The following is a 14,644-nucleotide window of genomic DNA, read 5'->3' on the forward strand; positions in this document are numbered from 1 at the left end:
GCCTCGGGTGTGGACCGGAGGCGTGGACCGGAGGCCTGGGCGGCAACCTCGAATAGAGATACATCGGATCGAGGTATATCGGCAAGAGGTAGCATGGCCGCTCCACCGGGCGCACTCCGACGGAAGGGCTTCGACCGTGCTGACCCTCGCGATCCTCGGCTTCCTGTACGACGAGCCGCTGCACGGCTACGAGCTCAAGTCCCGGATCACCGGCCTGACCGGCCACATCCGCCCGGTCAGCGACGGCGCGCTCTACCCCGCCATCGCACGACTGGAGAAGGCCGGCCTGCTGTCCCGCCGCACCGAACCGGGCACCGGTGCCGCGCCGCGCCAGACCCTGGAGCCGACCGAGGACGGCCGGGCCGAACTGCTCCGGCGGCTGGCCGACCCGGAGCAGGTCGAGATCACCGACCAGATCCGCTTCTTCACGCTCACCACGTTCCTGCACCACCTCGCCGACCCACCCCGGCAGGCCGCCGTCCTCCGCCGCCGACTGGCCTTCCTGACCGCGCCGAGCAGCTTCTTCTACGACGGCGACGGCCGACCGGTCACCGCCGAGCGCGAGCCCAACCCCTTCCGGCGCGGGATGCTGCTCGTCGCCCGGGCCTCCTCGGCGGCCGAACGGACCTGGCTGGAGGAGACCATCGCGGAGCTGGAAGAGCCCCGGTAGCGCCCCGCAGCCCCTGGCAGCCCCCATAGCCCCACCCGCTCGAACGACCGAGCGAACAACCGGAATCAGGTTCCTCCGGACCTGGTTCCACCGGGCCCCGGCGTGGCTATGATGATCCGCCTCACGTCCTCGGCGTCCCTCCGCGGCGTGACCCGCCACCGCGCCCCGCCGTCCCCCTGGAGGCCGCCGTGCCCACTGCCGAGACCGCAACCGCCCGTCCCGTGCCGCTGCAGCGCGACGACATCCCCGGCTGGTTCTTCAGTCTCGATCGGGCTGCTTTCAGCCATCTGCTGTCCGCCCAGAGCGCCGCCGGCGTCACCGGCGACATCCTGGAACTCGGCAGCTACCTGGGCCGCAGCGCCGTCCTGCTCGGCGACCACCTGCGGCCGGGCGAACGGCTGACGGTCTGCGACCTGTTCGACTCCGAGGCGGGCGACGACGACAACGCCGCCGAGATGGCCATGTCCTACCGCAAGACACTGACCCGCAGCGCCTTCGAGTCCAACTACCTGGCCTTCCACCACGAGCTGCCCGAGATCGTGCAGGCGCCCACCTCGGCGCTTGCCGACGGCCGGATCCCGGCGGGCAGCTGCCGGTTCGTCCACGTCGACGCCTCCCACCTGTACGAACACGTCGCCGGGGACATCACCGTGGCGCGGGCCGCGCTCACCCAGGACGGCCTGATCGCCCTGGACGACTACCGCTCCGAGCACACCCCGGGCGTCTCGGCCGCAGTCTGGGAGGCGGTCTTCACCGGCGGACTGCAGCCGGTGCTGCTCACCCCGATGAAGTTCTACGGCACCTGGGGCGACGCCGCGGCCGCCCGGCAGGTCCTCCTGGAGCGGGACTGGCGGGCCGAGGGCTACACGGTGGACGAGGACACCATCGCCGGGGCACGCGTGCCGCGCCTCAACTACCGGGTCAAGGCCCCGGTCCAGCGCTCCGCCTCGCGCCGACTGGCACTGGAGCTGCTGCCCCCCGTCGCCACCAAGGCGACCCGCCGGATGCTCCGGACGCTGCGCGAGCGGCGTGCCGTGCCGCCGCCGCGCGCCTGAGCCCCGACGGGCCGGCCATCCGTTTCACTCCTGCTGTCCCGTCCGCCACGTCCGCCGCCCAGTGGGGGCGGGCCGGGGTCGGCGCCCGCTCCGCCGTCGGCGTCGGCTGCCACACCGGTGCCGCCGACGCCGGCACGAACACGTAGGCGAGGACCGAGCCGAGGATCCCCGCCGCCGCGGCGGCCACCAGGAGGAGGTTCAGGCCCTCGAACGGCGCGGCGCCGCCCTGCCGGAACAGCACGCCGAACGCCGCGACCCCCAGGGCCTGCCCCAGCTGACGGAACGTCGCCACGACCCCGACGGCCAGGCCCGCCCGCTCCGGCGGCAGCGCCGCGAACACCGCCGCGCCCATCGCCGGGGCCCATCAGCCCGACGCCGACACCGGTCGGCGCCGGCCCGGCCGCGCGCCCGTAGCGGCCGAGGAGCGCACGTCCAATCCGGCCTGCAGCGTGCGGGCGCCCTGCTGCCGCTCGAACGGGTCCCGTGGTGACGGATGGGTGGGTGGGCGGATAGGTGGGCGGAGGGCTGGGCGGAGGGTTGGGCCGATGAGCTTCTTTTACGCCTGACGTATTTTCAAAAGGCCTTCACTCCAACGGGGGAATCTCCTTTAAAGATTTGCCCACGGAACATTAAAGGGCGCATAGTGATGACGCCTCAGTTTGGTCTAGCGAACACCAAGTCCAGGCAAAGTCATCCCAGGTGAGGAGAAGGCCTTGTTCCACGGAATCACGATGGCGGACGCCCCCGGGCAGCGGCTCCGCGAGGAGATCGCGGGCCCCGGCACCACGCCCCTGATCGGCGTCTACGACATGTACTCGGCCTCCATCGCGGCCGAGCACTACAACGGCATGTTCGTCTCCGGCTTCGGCTTCGCGGCCTCCTACTACGGGCTGCCCGATATCGGTTTCATCGCCTGGCCGGACATGGTCGCCTTCGTCGAGCGGCTGCGCGGCGCGTTCCCCCTGCACCACCTGCTGGTGGACATCGACGACGGGTACGTCGATCCCGAGGTGGCCTGCCATGTCGTGCGCCGGCTTGAACGCATCGGCGCCTCGGGCGTGATCCTGGAGGACCAGAAGCGGCCGCGCCGCTGCGGTCACGCGGACGGCAAGCAGGTCCTCCCGCTGGAGGAGTACCTGGCGAAGCTGGAGCTCGTCCTCGCCAACCGGACGGACCTCGTGGTGGTCGCCCGCACCGACGCCACCGAGGAGGACGACATCCTGCGCCGTGCCCGGGCGCTCGCCGCCACGGACGCCGACGTGGTGCTCGTCGACGGCGTGCGCAGCGAGGCGTGGATCCGCCGGATCCGCGCGGTGGTCGGCGACAAGCCGCTGCTGTTCAACCAGATCGGCGGCGGCAAGTCCCCCCGGCTCTCGCTCTCGGAGCTGACGGAGCTGGGGGTGGACGTGGCCATCTACAGCACGCCCTGTCTGTTCGCCGCGCACCGGGCGATGGAGGAGGCGCTGGCCGGGCTGAAGGTCGCCGATGGGCGACTGCCCGCCGCAGCCGAGGAGAGCCGGCAGATCGGCGTGCGGGAGTCCACCGAGCTGCTGGAGCGGAACATCTCCCGCTCCCGGGGGCTGACGGCGGTGACGGCGTGAGGGCCGGGCCTCGCGGGCCCGCCCCGCCCTCGGCGGCTGCCGTCCTGCGGGCCGGCGCGCTGGGGCTGGCCGGGGCGTGCGCTGTGCTCGCGGGCGGGGTCGCACCCGCGGCCGCCGGCAGTCTGATCACGGTCGTGGACAACTCCCACGCGGACTCCTGGCTCGAGATCGACCGGACGGCCAATGTCCAGAACGGCAGCGGCTCGGCGGGCAGCGACCACGACGGCGCGGGCTCGCTGGTGGGCGGTGTCCTGGGGCCGGGTTCGTCGGCCGGGCCCGCGCTCCGCCCAGTGGCGGGAGGCGGCCCGTGAGCGACCGTCCGGCCGACTCGAAGCGGCAGGGACGGCAGGAACGACCGCCCGGGGGACGGAGGAACGGGCTTCGGGCGCGTCGGCCGGTGCCACGTCGGGCGGTGCCACGTCGGCTGCGGCCTCGGTGGCTCGATCCGTACCTGGCGGCGCTGGCCGGGACGGTCGGCCTGGCTGCGCTCTTCCCGGCCTCGGGCGGGTCGGCGCGGGTCGCCGAGGCGGCCTGCGACCTCGCGGTGGTGCTGCTGTTCTTCCTCTACGGCGCCCGTCTCTCCACGCGCGAGACGCTGGCCGGGCTGCGGCACCTACGGCTGCACGGGCTGGTGCTGGCCGCCACCTTCGGCCTCTTTCCCCTGCTCGGGCTGGCCACCACGCTGCTCACGCCGGTGCCGCTGACCGGGCAGTTGCAGACCGGGGTGCTGTTCCTCTGCCTGGTGCCCTCGACGGTGCAGTCCTCGGTGGCGCTCACCGGCAGCGCCGGGGGCAATGTCCCGGCGGCGATCTGCGCGGGCACCTACTCCGGCCTCGCGGGGCTGGTCCTCACCCCGCTGCTGGCGGCCTGCCTGCTGGGTTCACACGCCGAGCTGTCCGCTGACGGGCTGCTGCGGATCGGGCTGCAACTGCTCGCACCGTTCCTGCTGGGGCAGGTGCTGCGGCCGTGGATCGGCGGCTTCCTGGCCCGCCACAAACGGGGGCTGACCCCGGTGGATCGCGGTTCGATCCTGCTCGTGGTCTACACGGCGTTCAGCGCGGCGGTGGCCCGGGGCATCTGGAGCCTGGCCACTCCCGCCGCCCTGTTCGGGCTCCTCGCGGTGCTCCTCGCCCTGCTCGCCGCCGCCCTGGCCGCCACCGGGCTCGGGGCGCGACTGCTGGGGCTCGACCGGGCGGCCCGTATCGCGGCGGTGCTATGCGGTTCGCAGAAGAGCCTGGCCAACGGGCTGCCGATGGCCACCGTCCTGTTCGGGCCGGAGGCGGGGGTACTGGTGCTGCCGCTGATGCTTTACCACCAGCTCCAGTTGGTCGTCGGCACGGTCCTCGCCGGGCACTGGTCCCGGGCCCCCGCCGTAGCCACTGCCACTGCCACTGCCACCACTGCCGCCACAGCTCCACTCAACGGGCAGGCGCCGGCCGCGCTCACCGGTCCGGGCGCGCCGCCAGCGCCCGGGTGATCCCCCGGCGCAGCCGGGTCGAGGCCCCGGGCAGGTGTCCCAGTCGGCGCAGCCGCTCGGCCGGCAGCTCCGGCCGTCGGGTCAGCTCCAGCACCGCCGCGTACGGGCGGTCGCCCTCCCTCAGCCGTTCGGCCACCAGGTCGACCAGCCCGTCCAGGGCCGCACCGGTGAGGGCGGGGTGGACGGCGAGCAACAGCAGCAGGTGGTTGTCGTTCCAGGTGCTGTGCCGTCGGAGGGCGAGCGCGGCCAACAGGTCGGCTGGCGCGGCGGCGTTCCGGGCGATCGCATGCCAGACGAACGGGTACTCGCCCCTGGCCACTTGGCGCAGCACGTCCGGGTTCGAGGTCCGTTCGGCCAGTCGGCGGTAGTCCCCGCCGTCGTGCAGCCGGCGCAGCGCCTCGACGTCGTCCTGCTGATGGGTGTCGTCCATGTCGAGGCGCGACCCTAACAGGCCGACCGGCCCTCAGGCTCCCGGCCGAGACGCCGGGCCGACCACGTCACCATGACCATGGCCATGGTGACGTGGTCGGTCGTCATCGGACGTAGTAGGCGCGGTTGTGGGCGGCGACCGGCGGGGACTGGTAGGTCCAGACCCCGGCGGCCGGGGCGTCGGCGATCAGGTGGGCGAGGTCGCGGGCGGACTCCTCGGCGGGGTTGCCGAGGTCGAGCCGGACGCGGTCGGCGGTGCGGTCGTCCAGCGCGTAGTAGCGGTAGGGCTGGTAGACGTTGAGCGGACCGGCGAGCAGCTTGCCCTCGTCGTCGGTGCCGTAGCCGGTGATCGGGGTGTTGTTGACCGGTTCGGCGGTGAGACCGACCAGGTTGACGTCCAGGGCGAGGAGTTCCTCGTCGTGGCGGTCCAGACCGTCAGGCCCGAGGGTGGCGCGGCGGCAGGAGACGGACCAGCGTTCGCGCACGGCGGGCGCGTTGAGGGAGGGCAGCGTGGTCTCGAACCAGCCCGGGTGCTTGGGCTCGGCGTAGAGCCGGCGTCCGGCGTCGATGGCCAGCGGGTTGTCGCAGAGCACGTGCAGGCGGGCGATGCCGAGCAGCTTGGTCTGGTCGTAACCCCGGGCGTACTGGCCGTAGTTGACGGCCGGGATCCGGTCTTCGGCGAACACCGGGTGGGCGACCAGGTTGATCTCCAGCTCCTGGGTGATACCGCCGCCGTTCGGGTACTGGGCGAAGTAGAGCTGGTAGTTGAGCGACACGCACGCCCCGCCGTCGAAGGCGGCGGCGTTCAGCCCGGGGTGGCGCTTGCCGAGCAGTTCGCGCGCCCGTTCGCGATCGACCAGGTAGTCGACGCCGATGTTGTGCAGCGCGCCGTAGTGGAAGGGCAGGTGGTAGGGCTCCGGTACGGGCGGCAGCGGCAGGCCGGTCATGAGGGCTCCGAGGGCGAAGGAGGTTCGGGGGTACGGGCGTTGGCCGAGGACGTGACCACAGTCGGGGGTGTGACGGCGGGCGGGGGCGTGACGGCCGGCGGGGGTGCCACCACCGCCGGGCGGTGCAGCTCCAGCAGGTCCCGGTGCATCCGCTCGGCGCTGCGCAGCGCGAGCGCGGCCATGGTGAGCGAGGGGTTGGAGGTGCCGAGCGAGGGCATCGAGCCGCAGCCGACGGCGTACAGGTTGGGGTGGTCCCAGCAGCGCTGCCAGTGGTCGACGACGGAGGTGGCGGGCGAGTCGCCCATGATGTGGGTGCCGCCGGCGTGGCCCGCGCCCCGGTAGCCGTGGACGGCTCCCCGGTGTTCCAGCCGGCCCGGCCAGGCGCCCGCCGGGTAGGTGGTGTGGTCCTCGGCGCCGAGCAGGGCGAAGAGCTGGTCGGAGACGGCCCGGGCGGAGGCCATGCCCTCGCGGACGTAATCGGAGAGGTCGTAGCGGACGGCCGGTGCGGGGAGGCCGAGCGGGTCGCGCCGCGCCGGGTCGAGGGTGACCCGGTTGGCCGGGTCGGCGGGCTGTTCCAGCTCGAACTGGAGCGAGAACTGGCGGCCGAGCCGGTCGCCGAGGCGCTCGCGCAGCTCCTTGCCGCGCAGTCCCCTGCCGTGCGGGCCGCCGGCGATCAGCGCGGCCGCCTCGGCCTCGGGCGCACCGCCGGCCCAGGACCAGCCCCAATTGCCGATCTCGATCCGGAACGGTGCCCGGCGGTCACGGCCCGGGCCGAAGCGGAAGGCCTCCAGGCCACTGGTCGAACCGGGTCCCCGGTAGGGGCCGACCGGGCGGGGCATCAGGCCCCAGGTGAGCAGGGCCGGGTGATCCATGAGGTTCCGGCCGACCTGGTCGCTGCGGTTGGCCAGGCCGGAGAGGAGCAGCAGCCGGGCGTTCTCGATCGCGTGTGCGGCGAGGACCACCAGGTCCGCCTCCACCCGGTGGGCCGTGCCGCCGGACAGGTACTCGACTCCCCCGGCCCGCCCGCTCTCCGGGTCGGCGAGCACCCGGCTGACCACCGCCTCGGTGCGTAGCTCCACTCCGGCCGCCCAGCGGGCCTGGGTGCGCAGCGGGGTGTACTTGGCCCCGGTCGGGCAGGCCGGGACGCAGCCGGCGCTGCCCGCGCAGAGCGGTCCGTCACCGGAGCCCGGGCGGGTCGGTACCCCGCTGGCCGGTACCACGTCGGTCGGCACCCCGTTGCGGGCGTGCGGGGTGGCGGTGACGGCGAGCCGGGCGGGACCGGGCATCGCGGGGTCGCGGACGGTCCGGCCGTCGAGCACGTCGGCCAGCTGCCGGTCGAGGAAGCTGGCGGGGATGGCGCGCATCGGGAAGGCGTAGTCGTCCGGGATGGGCAGTCCGACGGCGTTGCGCTGCGCCTCGGCGTCGGCGGCGACGCCGAGTTCGTGCTCGGCGGCGCGGTAGTGGGGCTCCAGGTCGTGGTAGCCGATCGGCCAGTTGCGGCCGTGGCCGAGGTCGCCGGTGCGGAAGTCCTCGGGGTGCATGCGCGGGGTGAGCCCGGTCCACAGCAGGCCGGTGCCGCCATTGGCGCGCAGGTAGCCGCTGGCGTACGGCAGCGGCCCGTGCTGGCGCAGGTGGCCGGTGGCGGTGAAGCCGCCGTCGGGCAGACCGGTGAGGTCGGTGACATCGGGGGACGGCGCCTCGGGGTTGTGCGGGTAGGGCGAGGTGGGCGGTCCACCGCCGGCCGCGCGGTGGGCGGCGGAGACCTCGGCGCCGGTGGGCGCGGCCCGGCCGGCCTCCAGGACGAGCACCCGCCAGCCCTGCGCGCCGAGGTGGTGGGCGACCAGGGTTCCGGCGAAGCCCGCGCCGACGACGACGGCGTCCCAGCGCGCGGTCATCGGGCCTCGCCTCGTCGGGGTGCCTCGACCAGGAGCGCCTCGGCCCGGGGCGCCCCGCTCCGGGGTGCCCCGGCCCAGCTGCCGTGCCCGGGCGCAGCAGCACCGGGCGGGGTGGCCCGGAAGGTCCGCCAGACCAGGCCCTGGTCGTGGGCACGGGCGGAGCTGGGTGCCTCGCCGGGCCAGGCACCGACGTACCAGAGGTGGACGAGGGCGTGCTCGTCGCGGACCCGGTGGGCCAGCACGGTGCGGTGGTGCTCCTCGGCCATGCCGGTGGCGCGCAGCTCGGGTACGTCGAAGCCGGTCAGCTCGGCGCAGACGCGCAGGAATTCCTCCGGGTCGGCCAGCTCGTCGGCCTCGTCGGCCTCGACGGGGTCCCAGTGCTGCGCCAGGTCGAAGTCGGCCGGACGATCGTCGGACACGGACACGCGGGCACCCCCACGATCGACAGCGGACGGCCACGGAACCGGTGGCCGGGAAACGAATGGCCAGTCGGATGGCCAAGACATGACAGGTCCGGAGCGCCCATGCCTCACTGCACGGCCGGAACTGCCACCGCGATCCTGCCGCCGGCACTCACCACCGGAAACCCGTTGCCCGAATCTGCCCGGACTTGATCACCTGCCGACCGGCCACCCACCCAGTTCGCCCATATGACGCCAGCTTTCGATCATCGAAGGTCGGCGATCGTCATCGGCGGTCAGTCCTCAGCGATCAGTCCTCGGCAGTCAGTCCAGGGCGGTCAGTCCAGGGTGCGCACCGCGTCCAGCACGTCCAGGCCCAGCTCCGGGTCGGCGTCCTCGGGCAGGCTGACGGACACTCTGGTGACCAGGCCCGCGTACCGGCGGCGGATCTCCCGGGCGACCTCCTCGACCGACCCGGACACGGCGAAGGTGTCGAGCACCCGGTCGTCGATCAGCGCGGCCATCTCCGCCCAGCGTCCGCGCACCGAGTGGGTGTGCAGCTCCTCCTGCAGCCCCTCCCAGCCGTGCTGCGCCAGCACCGGGCGGTAGGCCGGGGTGGAGGCGTAGAAGGCGAGCCGCTCACGCGTCGCGGCCCGATTGGCCGTCAGTTCCTGCTCGGTGCGCCCGGCGGCGGTGAGCACGTTGCCGACGATCTCGAACGGCCGTGCCGTCCACGCGGCCCCCTCCCGCTCGGCCCGCGCCCGCTCCTCGGCCAGCCCGGGCAGCACCTGCTCGGCCAGGTAGGCGGTGGAGGAGAACGGGTGGCTCAGGAACCCGTCGGCCACCGCCCCGGCGGTGCGGGTCATCAGCGGCCCGACGCCCGCGAGCAGGATCCTCGGCACCCCGGCCGGGACGGGGTCGGGCGAGAACACCGGGGTCATCACCGTGTGGGTGTAGAACTCGCCCCGGAAGCGCAGCCGTTCACCGGTCTGCCAGCTGTCCCAGATCGCTCGCACGGCGTGCACGTACTCGCGCATCCGGGCGGCCGGACGGTCCCAGGGCATCCCGAAGCGCTTCTCGATGTGCGGCTTGACCTGCGAGCCCAGCCCGATGACGGCCCGTCCGCCGGAGGCCGCGTGCAGCCCCCAGGCCTGGTAGGCCAACGTCATCGGGGTGCGGGCGAAGGCCACCGCGATGCCGGTGGCCAGTTCGATCGACGTGGTCCGGTCGGCGGCGCGGGCGAGCTGGAGGAACGGGTCGTACGCGGTCTCGGCGACCACCAGCCGGTCCATGCCCCGGCGTTCGGCGCGTTCGGCGGCGTCCAGGATGCCCGCCGGGTGGCCGGAGGCGGTGGCGTCGAGGCGGAAGGCGGCGGGTCGGTCCATGGCGGTGCTCCTGGTCGGGGGCTGCGGTGCTACCCGGGTAGCCTGCCACGCCCTCGGCACCGACCCGGCCCGCCCTCGACCCGACCCGGCCCGGCCCGGCCCACCATCGACCCGCACCGACGCGACCCCGCACCGATGCGACCCCGCACCGGCCCGGCCCGTCCTCGCCTGGCTCCCTTCGACGGCCCCGCCCCCGCGCTACGCCGCGAACAGCCGGTCCAGGTGCCGGTCCACGGCGGTGAGCACGGCGGCCGGCTCGACCACGTTCAGCTCCAGCAGGGTGGCGAACCCGGTCAGCGCCAGCAGTAGGTCGGTCTCCACCACCGGGTCGCGGTCGGCCGCGATCCGCCCGTCCGCGACCGCCTGCCGGACCACCTGCTCCACCATGGCCCGCCCCTGCAGCAGCCCGCCCCGCGCCCGCGCGTGCACCTCTTCGTCGTGCAGCGCCTCCAGGACGTAGGCGGCGCCCATCCGGCTGGTCGCCCGCGCGTCGGCGTGCAGCGGAAGCATCTCGACCAGCATCGCCCGCAGCACCGCGCGCGGGTGCGGCCGGTCGCCGAGCTCCGCCAGCGCTCGGCCGACGCGCAGTGCGCTCTGCTCGCCGGCGAAGTCCATGGCGAAGGCGAGCATCGCCGAGCGGGAGGTGAAGTAGTGCTGGAGCTGCCCCAGCGACATGCCCGCTTCCTGGGCGACCTCGCGCATCGTCAGGTGGGTGGCGCCGCGCCGCTCCACCACCCGCCACAGTGCCCGGGCGATGGCCTCCCGGCGCTCCTGGTGGTCCACCTGTCTGGGCATGCCCTGCCACACCTCCGAATCCCGTTCCCGCTCGCGTTCCCGCGCGGCTTCCTGGTCCGGCATTCCCGCGGAACGTTCCCATACGCTTGACATAATACACCTGACCTATAACGCTGGAGGCATCCGAGGGAGGAGCCCACATGCTCACGCGGCCCGTCGCCCACACCACCGAGGGAACCGTCCGCGGCTTCCCGGACCGGGGGTTCGCGGTCTTCCGCGGCATCCCCTACGCCCAGCCGCCGGTCGGACCGCTCCGTTTCGCCGCTCCCGCCGCGCCCAAGCGCTGGGACGGCGTCCGCGAGGCCTTCGAGTTCGGCCCCGTCGTCCCGCAGTCCGGTCCGCTGCAGGCGGAGCCGTCCGAGGGCACCGACTGGCTCACCCTCAACGTCTGCACCCCGGATCCCGGCCGGGCGGGGCTGCCGGTGCTGGTCTGGATCCACGGCGGCGGGTACATGTCGGGGACCTCCGGCGACCCGCTCTACGACCCGGTCGAGCTCGCCCGGGCCGGGCTCGACCTGGCCGGCCTGGTCGTGGTGGGCGTCAACTACCGGGTGGGCGCGGAGGGTTTCGCGCTGCTGGAGGGCGCCCCGGCCAACCGTGGCTTCCTCGACCAGATCGCGGCCCTGGAGTGGGTGCGACGCAACATCGCCCGGTTCGGCGGCGACCCGGACCGGGTGACCGTCGCCGGCCAGTCCGCGGGCGCCGGTTCGATCGCCGCGCTGCTGACCATGGGCGAGGCGCGCGGCCTGTTCCGGCGGGCCGTCGCCCACACCGTCCCGGGCACCCTCTGCACGCCGGCCCTGGCCGCCGAAGTCACCGCCGAACTCGCGAAGCTGGTCGGCACCGCCCCCACGGCCGCCGCCCTGGCCGAGGTCGACCCCTGGCGCCTGGCCGCGACGGTCACCGACCTCGGCGCGGCGCTCCCCCAGCACCTCGCGCGCTGGGGGCGGCTCGCGCAGAGCGGCATCGCCACCCTCCCGGTCGTCGACGGCGAGGTCCTGCCCGGCGCGCCCTGGTCCGTCCTGGCCACCGGCCGGGCCGAGGGCATCGACCTACTCATCGGTCACACCCGCGACGAGTTCCGCCTGTTCAGCGTCCTCAGCGGCCGGCACGGCACCTTCACTGACGAGGAGGCCCGCCTCGCGCTGGAGCTGTTCGCCCCGGCACCGTCCGGCCCGGACGACTACCGCGCCGCGTACCCGGGAGCCACCGCTTCGGACCTGCTCGAGGCGGTCAGCTCCGACGCCCTCTTCCGGATGCCGTCCCTCCAGCTCGCCGAGGCCAACGCCACGGCCGGCGGCACCTCGTACCTCTTCGAACTGGCCCTCCCCGCCCCCGCGATGGGCGGCGCGCTCGGCGCCTGCCACGGGCTGGACGTCCCGCTCGCCTTCGGCACCCTGGGCAGCCCGACGGGTCGGCAGTTCCTCGGCGACCCGCCCTCCCCGGAGGTCGTGCGGGTCTCACAGGAGCTGCAGCGGGCCTGGATCCGGTTCGCCACCACCGGCGACCCGGGGTGGCCCTCCTTCGATCCGGACGCGCAGCTCACCCGGGTCCTCGACGCCCGCTCGGAGACCGTCCGCTACCCCGAGCAGGCCGCCCGCGAGATCTGGGCCGGGCACCCCCTCACCGCCTACGACCTCCACTGACGCAGGGGGCGCCGCCCACGCCGGGCCCGATCCGCTCGGCGAGGGCGGTGACAGCGGCGTGGACGGCGTGGACGGCGTGGACGGCGTTGACGGTGACAGCGGCGAGGACCGACGTCGCCCTGCTGCGCGGCACCGGGCCGGTGGAACCGCCCGTGCGGACCGTGCACCTGTACGACGAGAGGCGCGTCGCCGTCCGAGCCCGCGAGCAAGCCCCAGGGAGCGCAGAGAGGCCCCCGACACCCGGCACCGGCACCGGCACCGGCACCGGCACCGGCTGACGCCCCGCGCTGGGAGGAGGCCACGGAATGGACCCCGGTCGTCCACAGGGCGACCCAGCCCGACGACGAGGTCCGCAAGCGACTGCGCCCCGAATACGCCGAGGACCCCGACTCGCTCGTCGCCGTGGCCCACGTGGTCGCCATCGAGTTCGCCACCATCGCGGCCGCCAACGACTACTGGCGCTGACCTGGCCGTCCCCGGCGGCCGGACCCGCAGCCGCCGGGGCGGAAGCAGGCCCGCTCCGGGGCGGACGCCGCCGCTACGCCTGCAGCAGCTTGAGCAGCTCGGCGGCCACCAGGGCCGAGGAGGCCGGGTTCTGACCGGTCACCAGGTTGCGGTCGACCACCGAGTGCGGCGCCCAGGGCGCGCCCTCCTCGAAGTCCGCGCCGAGTGCGACCAGCCGGTCCTGGAGCAGCCAGGGCGCCCGGTCCGCCAGGCCGGCCTGGGTCTCCTCGTCGTTTGTGAAGCCGGTCAGCCGGTACCCGGCGAACGGCGAGCCGCCGTCCTCGGTGCGGGCAGCGAGCAGGGCGGCCGGGCCGTGGCAGACCACGCCGAGCGGACGGCCGGAGGTCAGCGCCTTGGTGAGCAGCCGGCCGGAGTCGGCGTCGACCGCCAGGTCCTCCATCGGGCCGTGGCCGCCGGGGTAGAACACGGCGTCGTAGTCGGCCGGGTCGACCTCGGCCAGTACCAGCGGCCGACGGAACTCGTCGATCGCCTCCAGCGCCTCGGCGATCGCCGGGTCGGTCAGGCTGGCCCGGTCGGCGACCGGGACGACGCCGCCCGGAGTGGCGACGGTGACCCGGTGGCCGGCGGCGGTGAGAGCCTGGTACGGGACGACGGCCTCCTCCGCCCAGAAGCCGGTCGGGTGCTTGGTGCCGTCCTTCAGCGTCCAGACGTCCGAGCCGGTCAGGACGAACAGGATGTCGGCCATGGTGGGTGCCTCCAGTGGTGCGGTCCCTGCCGCGACGATCCCGTCGCGGCGCTCACACCGTCGACGCTAGACCCGGCGAGCCCACAGGAACCAATGGGCCACGCGATGCGAGGCATCGGAATCCCGATGTCTCGCACGGGCGGCCCAGCCATCGGAATCCCGTAGGCTCGCGGCATGAGCGATCGGCTGCTGCCGGGTTCCGGCCCGCTGGACCTCAACCAACTGCGGACCTTCCTCGCCGTGCACCGCGCGGGCTCCTTCACGGCGGCCGCGCACCTGCTGGGCCTCTCCCAGTCCACGGTGACCGCGCAGATCCGCGCGCTGGAGCAGCGGCTCGGCCGGGAGCTCTTCGAGCGCCGGGCACGCGGGGTCAGCCCGCTGCCGTACGCCGACGACCTCGCGGCCCGCCTCGCGGTGCCGCTGGACCAGCTGGCGGGCCTCGCCGACGGGCGCGGCGGCGGCGTGCCGGAGCCGGTCCACCTGGCCGGGCCGGCGGAGTTCCTCGGCACCGTCCTGCTGGCGAAGCTGGCGCCACTGGTCGCCGAGGGCGTCCAGCTGCGGGTCACCAGTGGGCTGACCGACCCGCTGCTGGAGGAACTGCGGGCCGGGCGGCACGACCTGGTGGTCGCCACCCGGCGCCCGCGCGGCCGGACGCTGCTCGCCGAGCCGCTGGCCGACGAGGAGTTCGTCCTGGTCGCCGCCCCCGTGTGGGCCGAGCGGCTGGCCACCCGGGAGCCGGCCGGCCGGGAGCTGCCCGAGGCCCTGGCCGAGGTGCCGCTGCTCAGCTACGCCGAGGACCTGCCGATCGCCCGCCGCTACTGGCGCCACGTCTTCGACCGGCGGCTGCACGCCCGGGCGGCGCTCACCGTGCCGGACCTGCGGGCGGTGCTCGCGGCGGTGACGGCGGGCGCGGGCTGGAGCGTGCTGCCCGGCTACCTGTGCCGGGCCGAACTCGCCTCCGGGGCGCTGCGGTTGCTGCACGAGCCGGCCGATCCGCCGATCAACACGGCCTACCTGGTCCGGCGCCCGGCCGGCTCGGCCAACCCGCACGTCGCCCTGGTCCGCGATCACCTGTTGGCCGTGGCCCGCGCCTGGGGCTGAGGCCCTACGGAGCGTCGCGCGGGTCGGCGAGG

General features: G+C 74.4%; 15 protein-coding genes and 1 pseudogene. 9 read left to right on the forward strand and 7 right to left on the reverse strand.

The features are described from left to right. Positions 1 to 136 precede the first annotated feature (136 nt). The 5 genes from ACZ51D_RS02895 to ACZ51D_RS02915 all read left to right on the forward strand — a co-directional run bounded on the left by ACZ51D_RS02895 (position 137) and on the right by ACZ51D_RS02915 (position 4,803). Positions 137 to 670 carry a PadR family transcriptional regulator gene (locus tag ACZ51D_RS02895; RefSeq protein WP_465660975.1) on the forward strand — a complete coding sequence of 178 codons (534 nt, stop codon included), beginning with the start codon at positions 137 to 139 and terminating at the stop codon, positions 668 to 670. A gap of 188 nt (positions 671 to 858) precedes the next feature. Further along, on the forward strand, positions 859 to 1,725 hold the full coding sequence (locus tag ACZ51D_RS02900; protein WP_360491156.1) for a class I SAM-dependent methyltransferase: 867 nt from the start codon (positions 859 to 861) through the stop codon (positions 1,723 to 1,725). A 731-nt stretch (positions 1,726 to 2,456) separates the two neighbouring features. Next, positions 2,457 to 3,326 (forward strand): isocitrate lyase/PEP mutase family protein, encoded by an 870-nt coding sequence (locus tag ACZ51D_RS02905; RefSeq protein ID WP_465619670.1) that lies wholly within the window; start codon positions 2,457 to 2,459, stop codon positions 3,324 to 3,326. After that, complete coding sequence (locus ACZ51D_RS02910) at positions 3,323 to 3,637, forward strand: hypothetical protein (RefSeq protein ID WP_465619567.1); 315 nt, start codon at positions 3,323 to 3,325, stop codon at positions 3,635 to 3,637. The genes ACZ51D_RS02905 and ACZ51D_RS02910 overlap by 4 nt, the downstream gene beginning before the upstream one ends. Before the next feature lie 101 nt (positions 3,638 to 3,738). Further along, positions 3,739 to 4,803, forward strand: coding sequence for a bile acid:sodium symporter family protein (locus ACZ51D_RS02915; protein WP_465619569.1), 1,065 nt, complete (start codon positions 3,739 to 3,741; stop codon positions 4,801 to 4,803). On the opposite strand, the gene ACZ51D_RS02920 is transcribed toward ACZ51D_RS02915, so the two are convergent. The 6 genes from ACZ51D_RS02920 to ACZ51D_RS02945 all read right to left on the reverse strand — a co-directional run bounded on the left by ACZ51D_RS02920 (position 4,769) and on the right by ACZ51D_RS02945 (position 10,655). Then, positions 4,769 to 5,233, reverse strand: coding sequence for a hypothetical protein (locus ACZ51D_RS02920; protein ID WP_465619571.1), 465 nt, complete (start codon positions 5,231 to 5,233; stop codon positions 4,769 to 4,771). The genes ACZ51D_RS02915 and ACZ51D_RS02920 overlap by 35 nt on opposite strands. A 103-nt stretch (positions 5,234 to 5,336) precedes the next feature. Continuing rightward, entirely contained in the window at positions 5,337 to 6,179 is an 843-nt protein-coding gene (locus ACZ51D_RS02925) for a hypothetical protein (RefSeq protein ID WP_465619573.1), read from the reverse strand. Further along, positions 6,176 to 8,074: a GMC family oxidoreductase gene (locus ACZ51D_RS02930; protein WP_465660977.1), complete on the reverse strand. Its 1,899-nt coding sequence runs from the start codon at positions 8,072 to 8,074 to the stop codon at positions 6,176 to 6,178. Before ACZ51D_RS02930 ends, ACZ51D_RS02925 begins: the two co-directional genes overlap by 4 nt. Further along, positions 8,071 to 8,499, reverse strand: a complete 429-nt coding sequence (locus ACZ51D_RS02935) for a hypothetical protein (RefSeq protein WP_465660979.1) — start codon at positions 8,497 to 8,499, stop codon at positions 8,071 to 8,073. Before ACZ51D_RS02935 ends, ACZ51D_RS02930 begins: the two co-directional genes overlap by 4 nt. A 314-nt stretch (positions 8,500 to 8,813) precedes the next feature. Beyond that, positions 8,814 to 9,860, reverse strand: a complete 1,047-nt coding sequence (locus tag ACZ51D_RS02940) for a TIGR03617 family F420-dependent LLM class oxidoreductase (RefSeq protein WP_465660981.1) — start codon at positions 9,858 to 9,860, stop codon at positions 8,814 to 8,816. A 198-nt stretch (positions 9,861 to 10,058) separates the two neighbouring features. Further along, positions 10,059 to 10,655, reverse strand: coding sequence for a TetR/AcrR family transcriptional regulator (locus ACZ51D_RS02945; protein WP_465619581.1), 597 nt, complete (start codon positions 10,653 to 10,655; stop codon positions 10,059 to 10,061). A 140-nt stretch (positions 10,656 to 10,795) separates the two neighbouring features. Here ACZ51D_RS02945 and ACZ51D_RS02950 point away from each other — a divergent pair, with 140 nt between their 5' ends. The 3 genes and pseudogenes from ACZ51D_RS02950 to ACZ51D_RS02960 form a co-directional block, all read left to right on the forward strand. Then, on the forward strand, positions 10,796 to 12,301 hold the full coding sequence (locus tag ACZ51D_RS02950; protein ID WP_465660982.1) for a carboxylesterase/lipase family protein: 1,506 nt from the start codon (positions 10,796 to 10,798) through the stop codon (positions 12,299 to 12,301). 92 nt (positions 12,302 to 12,393) lie between these two features. Beyond that, positions 12,394 to 12,579: a hypothetical protein gene (locus ACZ51D_RS02955; RefSeq protein WP_465660984.1), complete on the forward strand. Its 186-nt coding sequence runs from the start codon at positions 12,394 to 12,396 to the stop codon at positions 12,577 to 12,579. Positions 12,580 to 12,637: 58 nt separating this feature from the next. Continuing rightward, a pseudogene (locus tag ACZ51D_RS02960) lies at positions 12,638 to 12,766 on the forward strand (hexameric tyrosine-coordinated heme protein); the annotation flags it as partial. 73 nt (positions 12,767 to 12,839) lie between these two features. Here the strand turns inward: ACZ51D_RS02960 and ACZ51D_RS02965 are convergent. After that, positions 12,840 to 13,511, reverse strand: coding sequence for a type 1 glutamine amidotransferase domain-containing protein (locus ACZ51D_RS02965; protein ID WP_465619585.1), 672 nt, complete (start codon positions 13,509 to 13,511; stop codon positions 12,840 to 12,842). A 174-nt stretch (positions 13,512 to 13,685) separates the two neighbouring features. Between ACZ51D_RS02965 and ACZ51D_RS02970 the strand changes: the two genes are divergently transcribed. After that, positions 13,686 to 14,612: a LysR family transcriptional regulator gene (locus tag ACZ51D_RS02970; RefSeq protein ID WP_360491189.1), complete on the forward strand. Its 927-nt coding sequence runs from the start codon at positions 13,686 to 13,688 to the stop codon at positions 14,610 to 14,612. Positions 14,613 to 14,644 lie beyond the last annotated feature (32 nt).

It is taken from the genome of Kitasatospora sp. NPDC033851, assembly GCF_055576085.1.

Bases quoted from the DNA above. Each gene is read 5' to 3' on its own strand.
- ACZ51D_RS02905 (WP_465619670.1), top strand. From the start codon at position 2,457: ATGGCGGACGCCCCCGGGCAGCGGCTCCGCGAGGAGATCGCGGGCCCC.
- ACZ51D_RS02920 (WP_465619571.1), bottom strand. From the start codon at position 5,233: ATGGACGACACCCATCAGCAGGACGACGTCGAGGCGCTGCGCCGGCTG.
- ACZ51D_RS02925 (WP_465619573.1), bottom strand. From the start codon at position 6,179: ATGACCGGCCTGCCGCTGCCGCCCGTACCGGAGCCCTACCACCTGCCC.
- ACZ51D_RS02930 (WP_465660977.1), bottom strand. From the start codon at position 8,074: ATGACCGCGCGCTGGGACGCCGTCGTCGTCGGCGCGGGCTTCGCCGGA.
- ACZ51D_RS02940 (WP_465660981.1), bottom strand. From the start codon at position 9,860: ATGGACCGACCCGCCGCCTTCCGCCTCGACGCCACCGCCTCCGGCCAC.
- ACZ51D_RS02945 (WP_465619581.1), bottom strand. From the start codon at position 10,655: ATGCCCAGACAGGTGGACCACCAGGAGCGCCGGGAGGCCATCGCCCGG.
- ACZ51D_RS02950 (WP_465660982.1), top strand. From the start codon at position 10,796: ATGCTCACGCGGCCCGTCGCCCACACCACCGAGGGAACCGTCCGCGGC.
- ACZ51D_RS02965 (WP_465619585.1), bottom strand. From the start codon at position 13,511: ATGGCCGACATCCTGTTCGTCCTGACCGGCTCGGACGTCTGGACGCTG.
- ACZ51D_RS02970 (WP_360491189.1), top strand. From the start codon at position 13,686: ATGAGCGATCGGCTGCTGCCGGGTTCCGGCCCGCTGGACCTCAACCAA.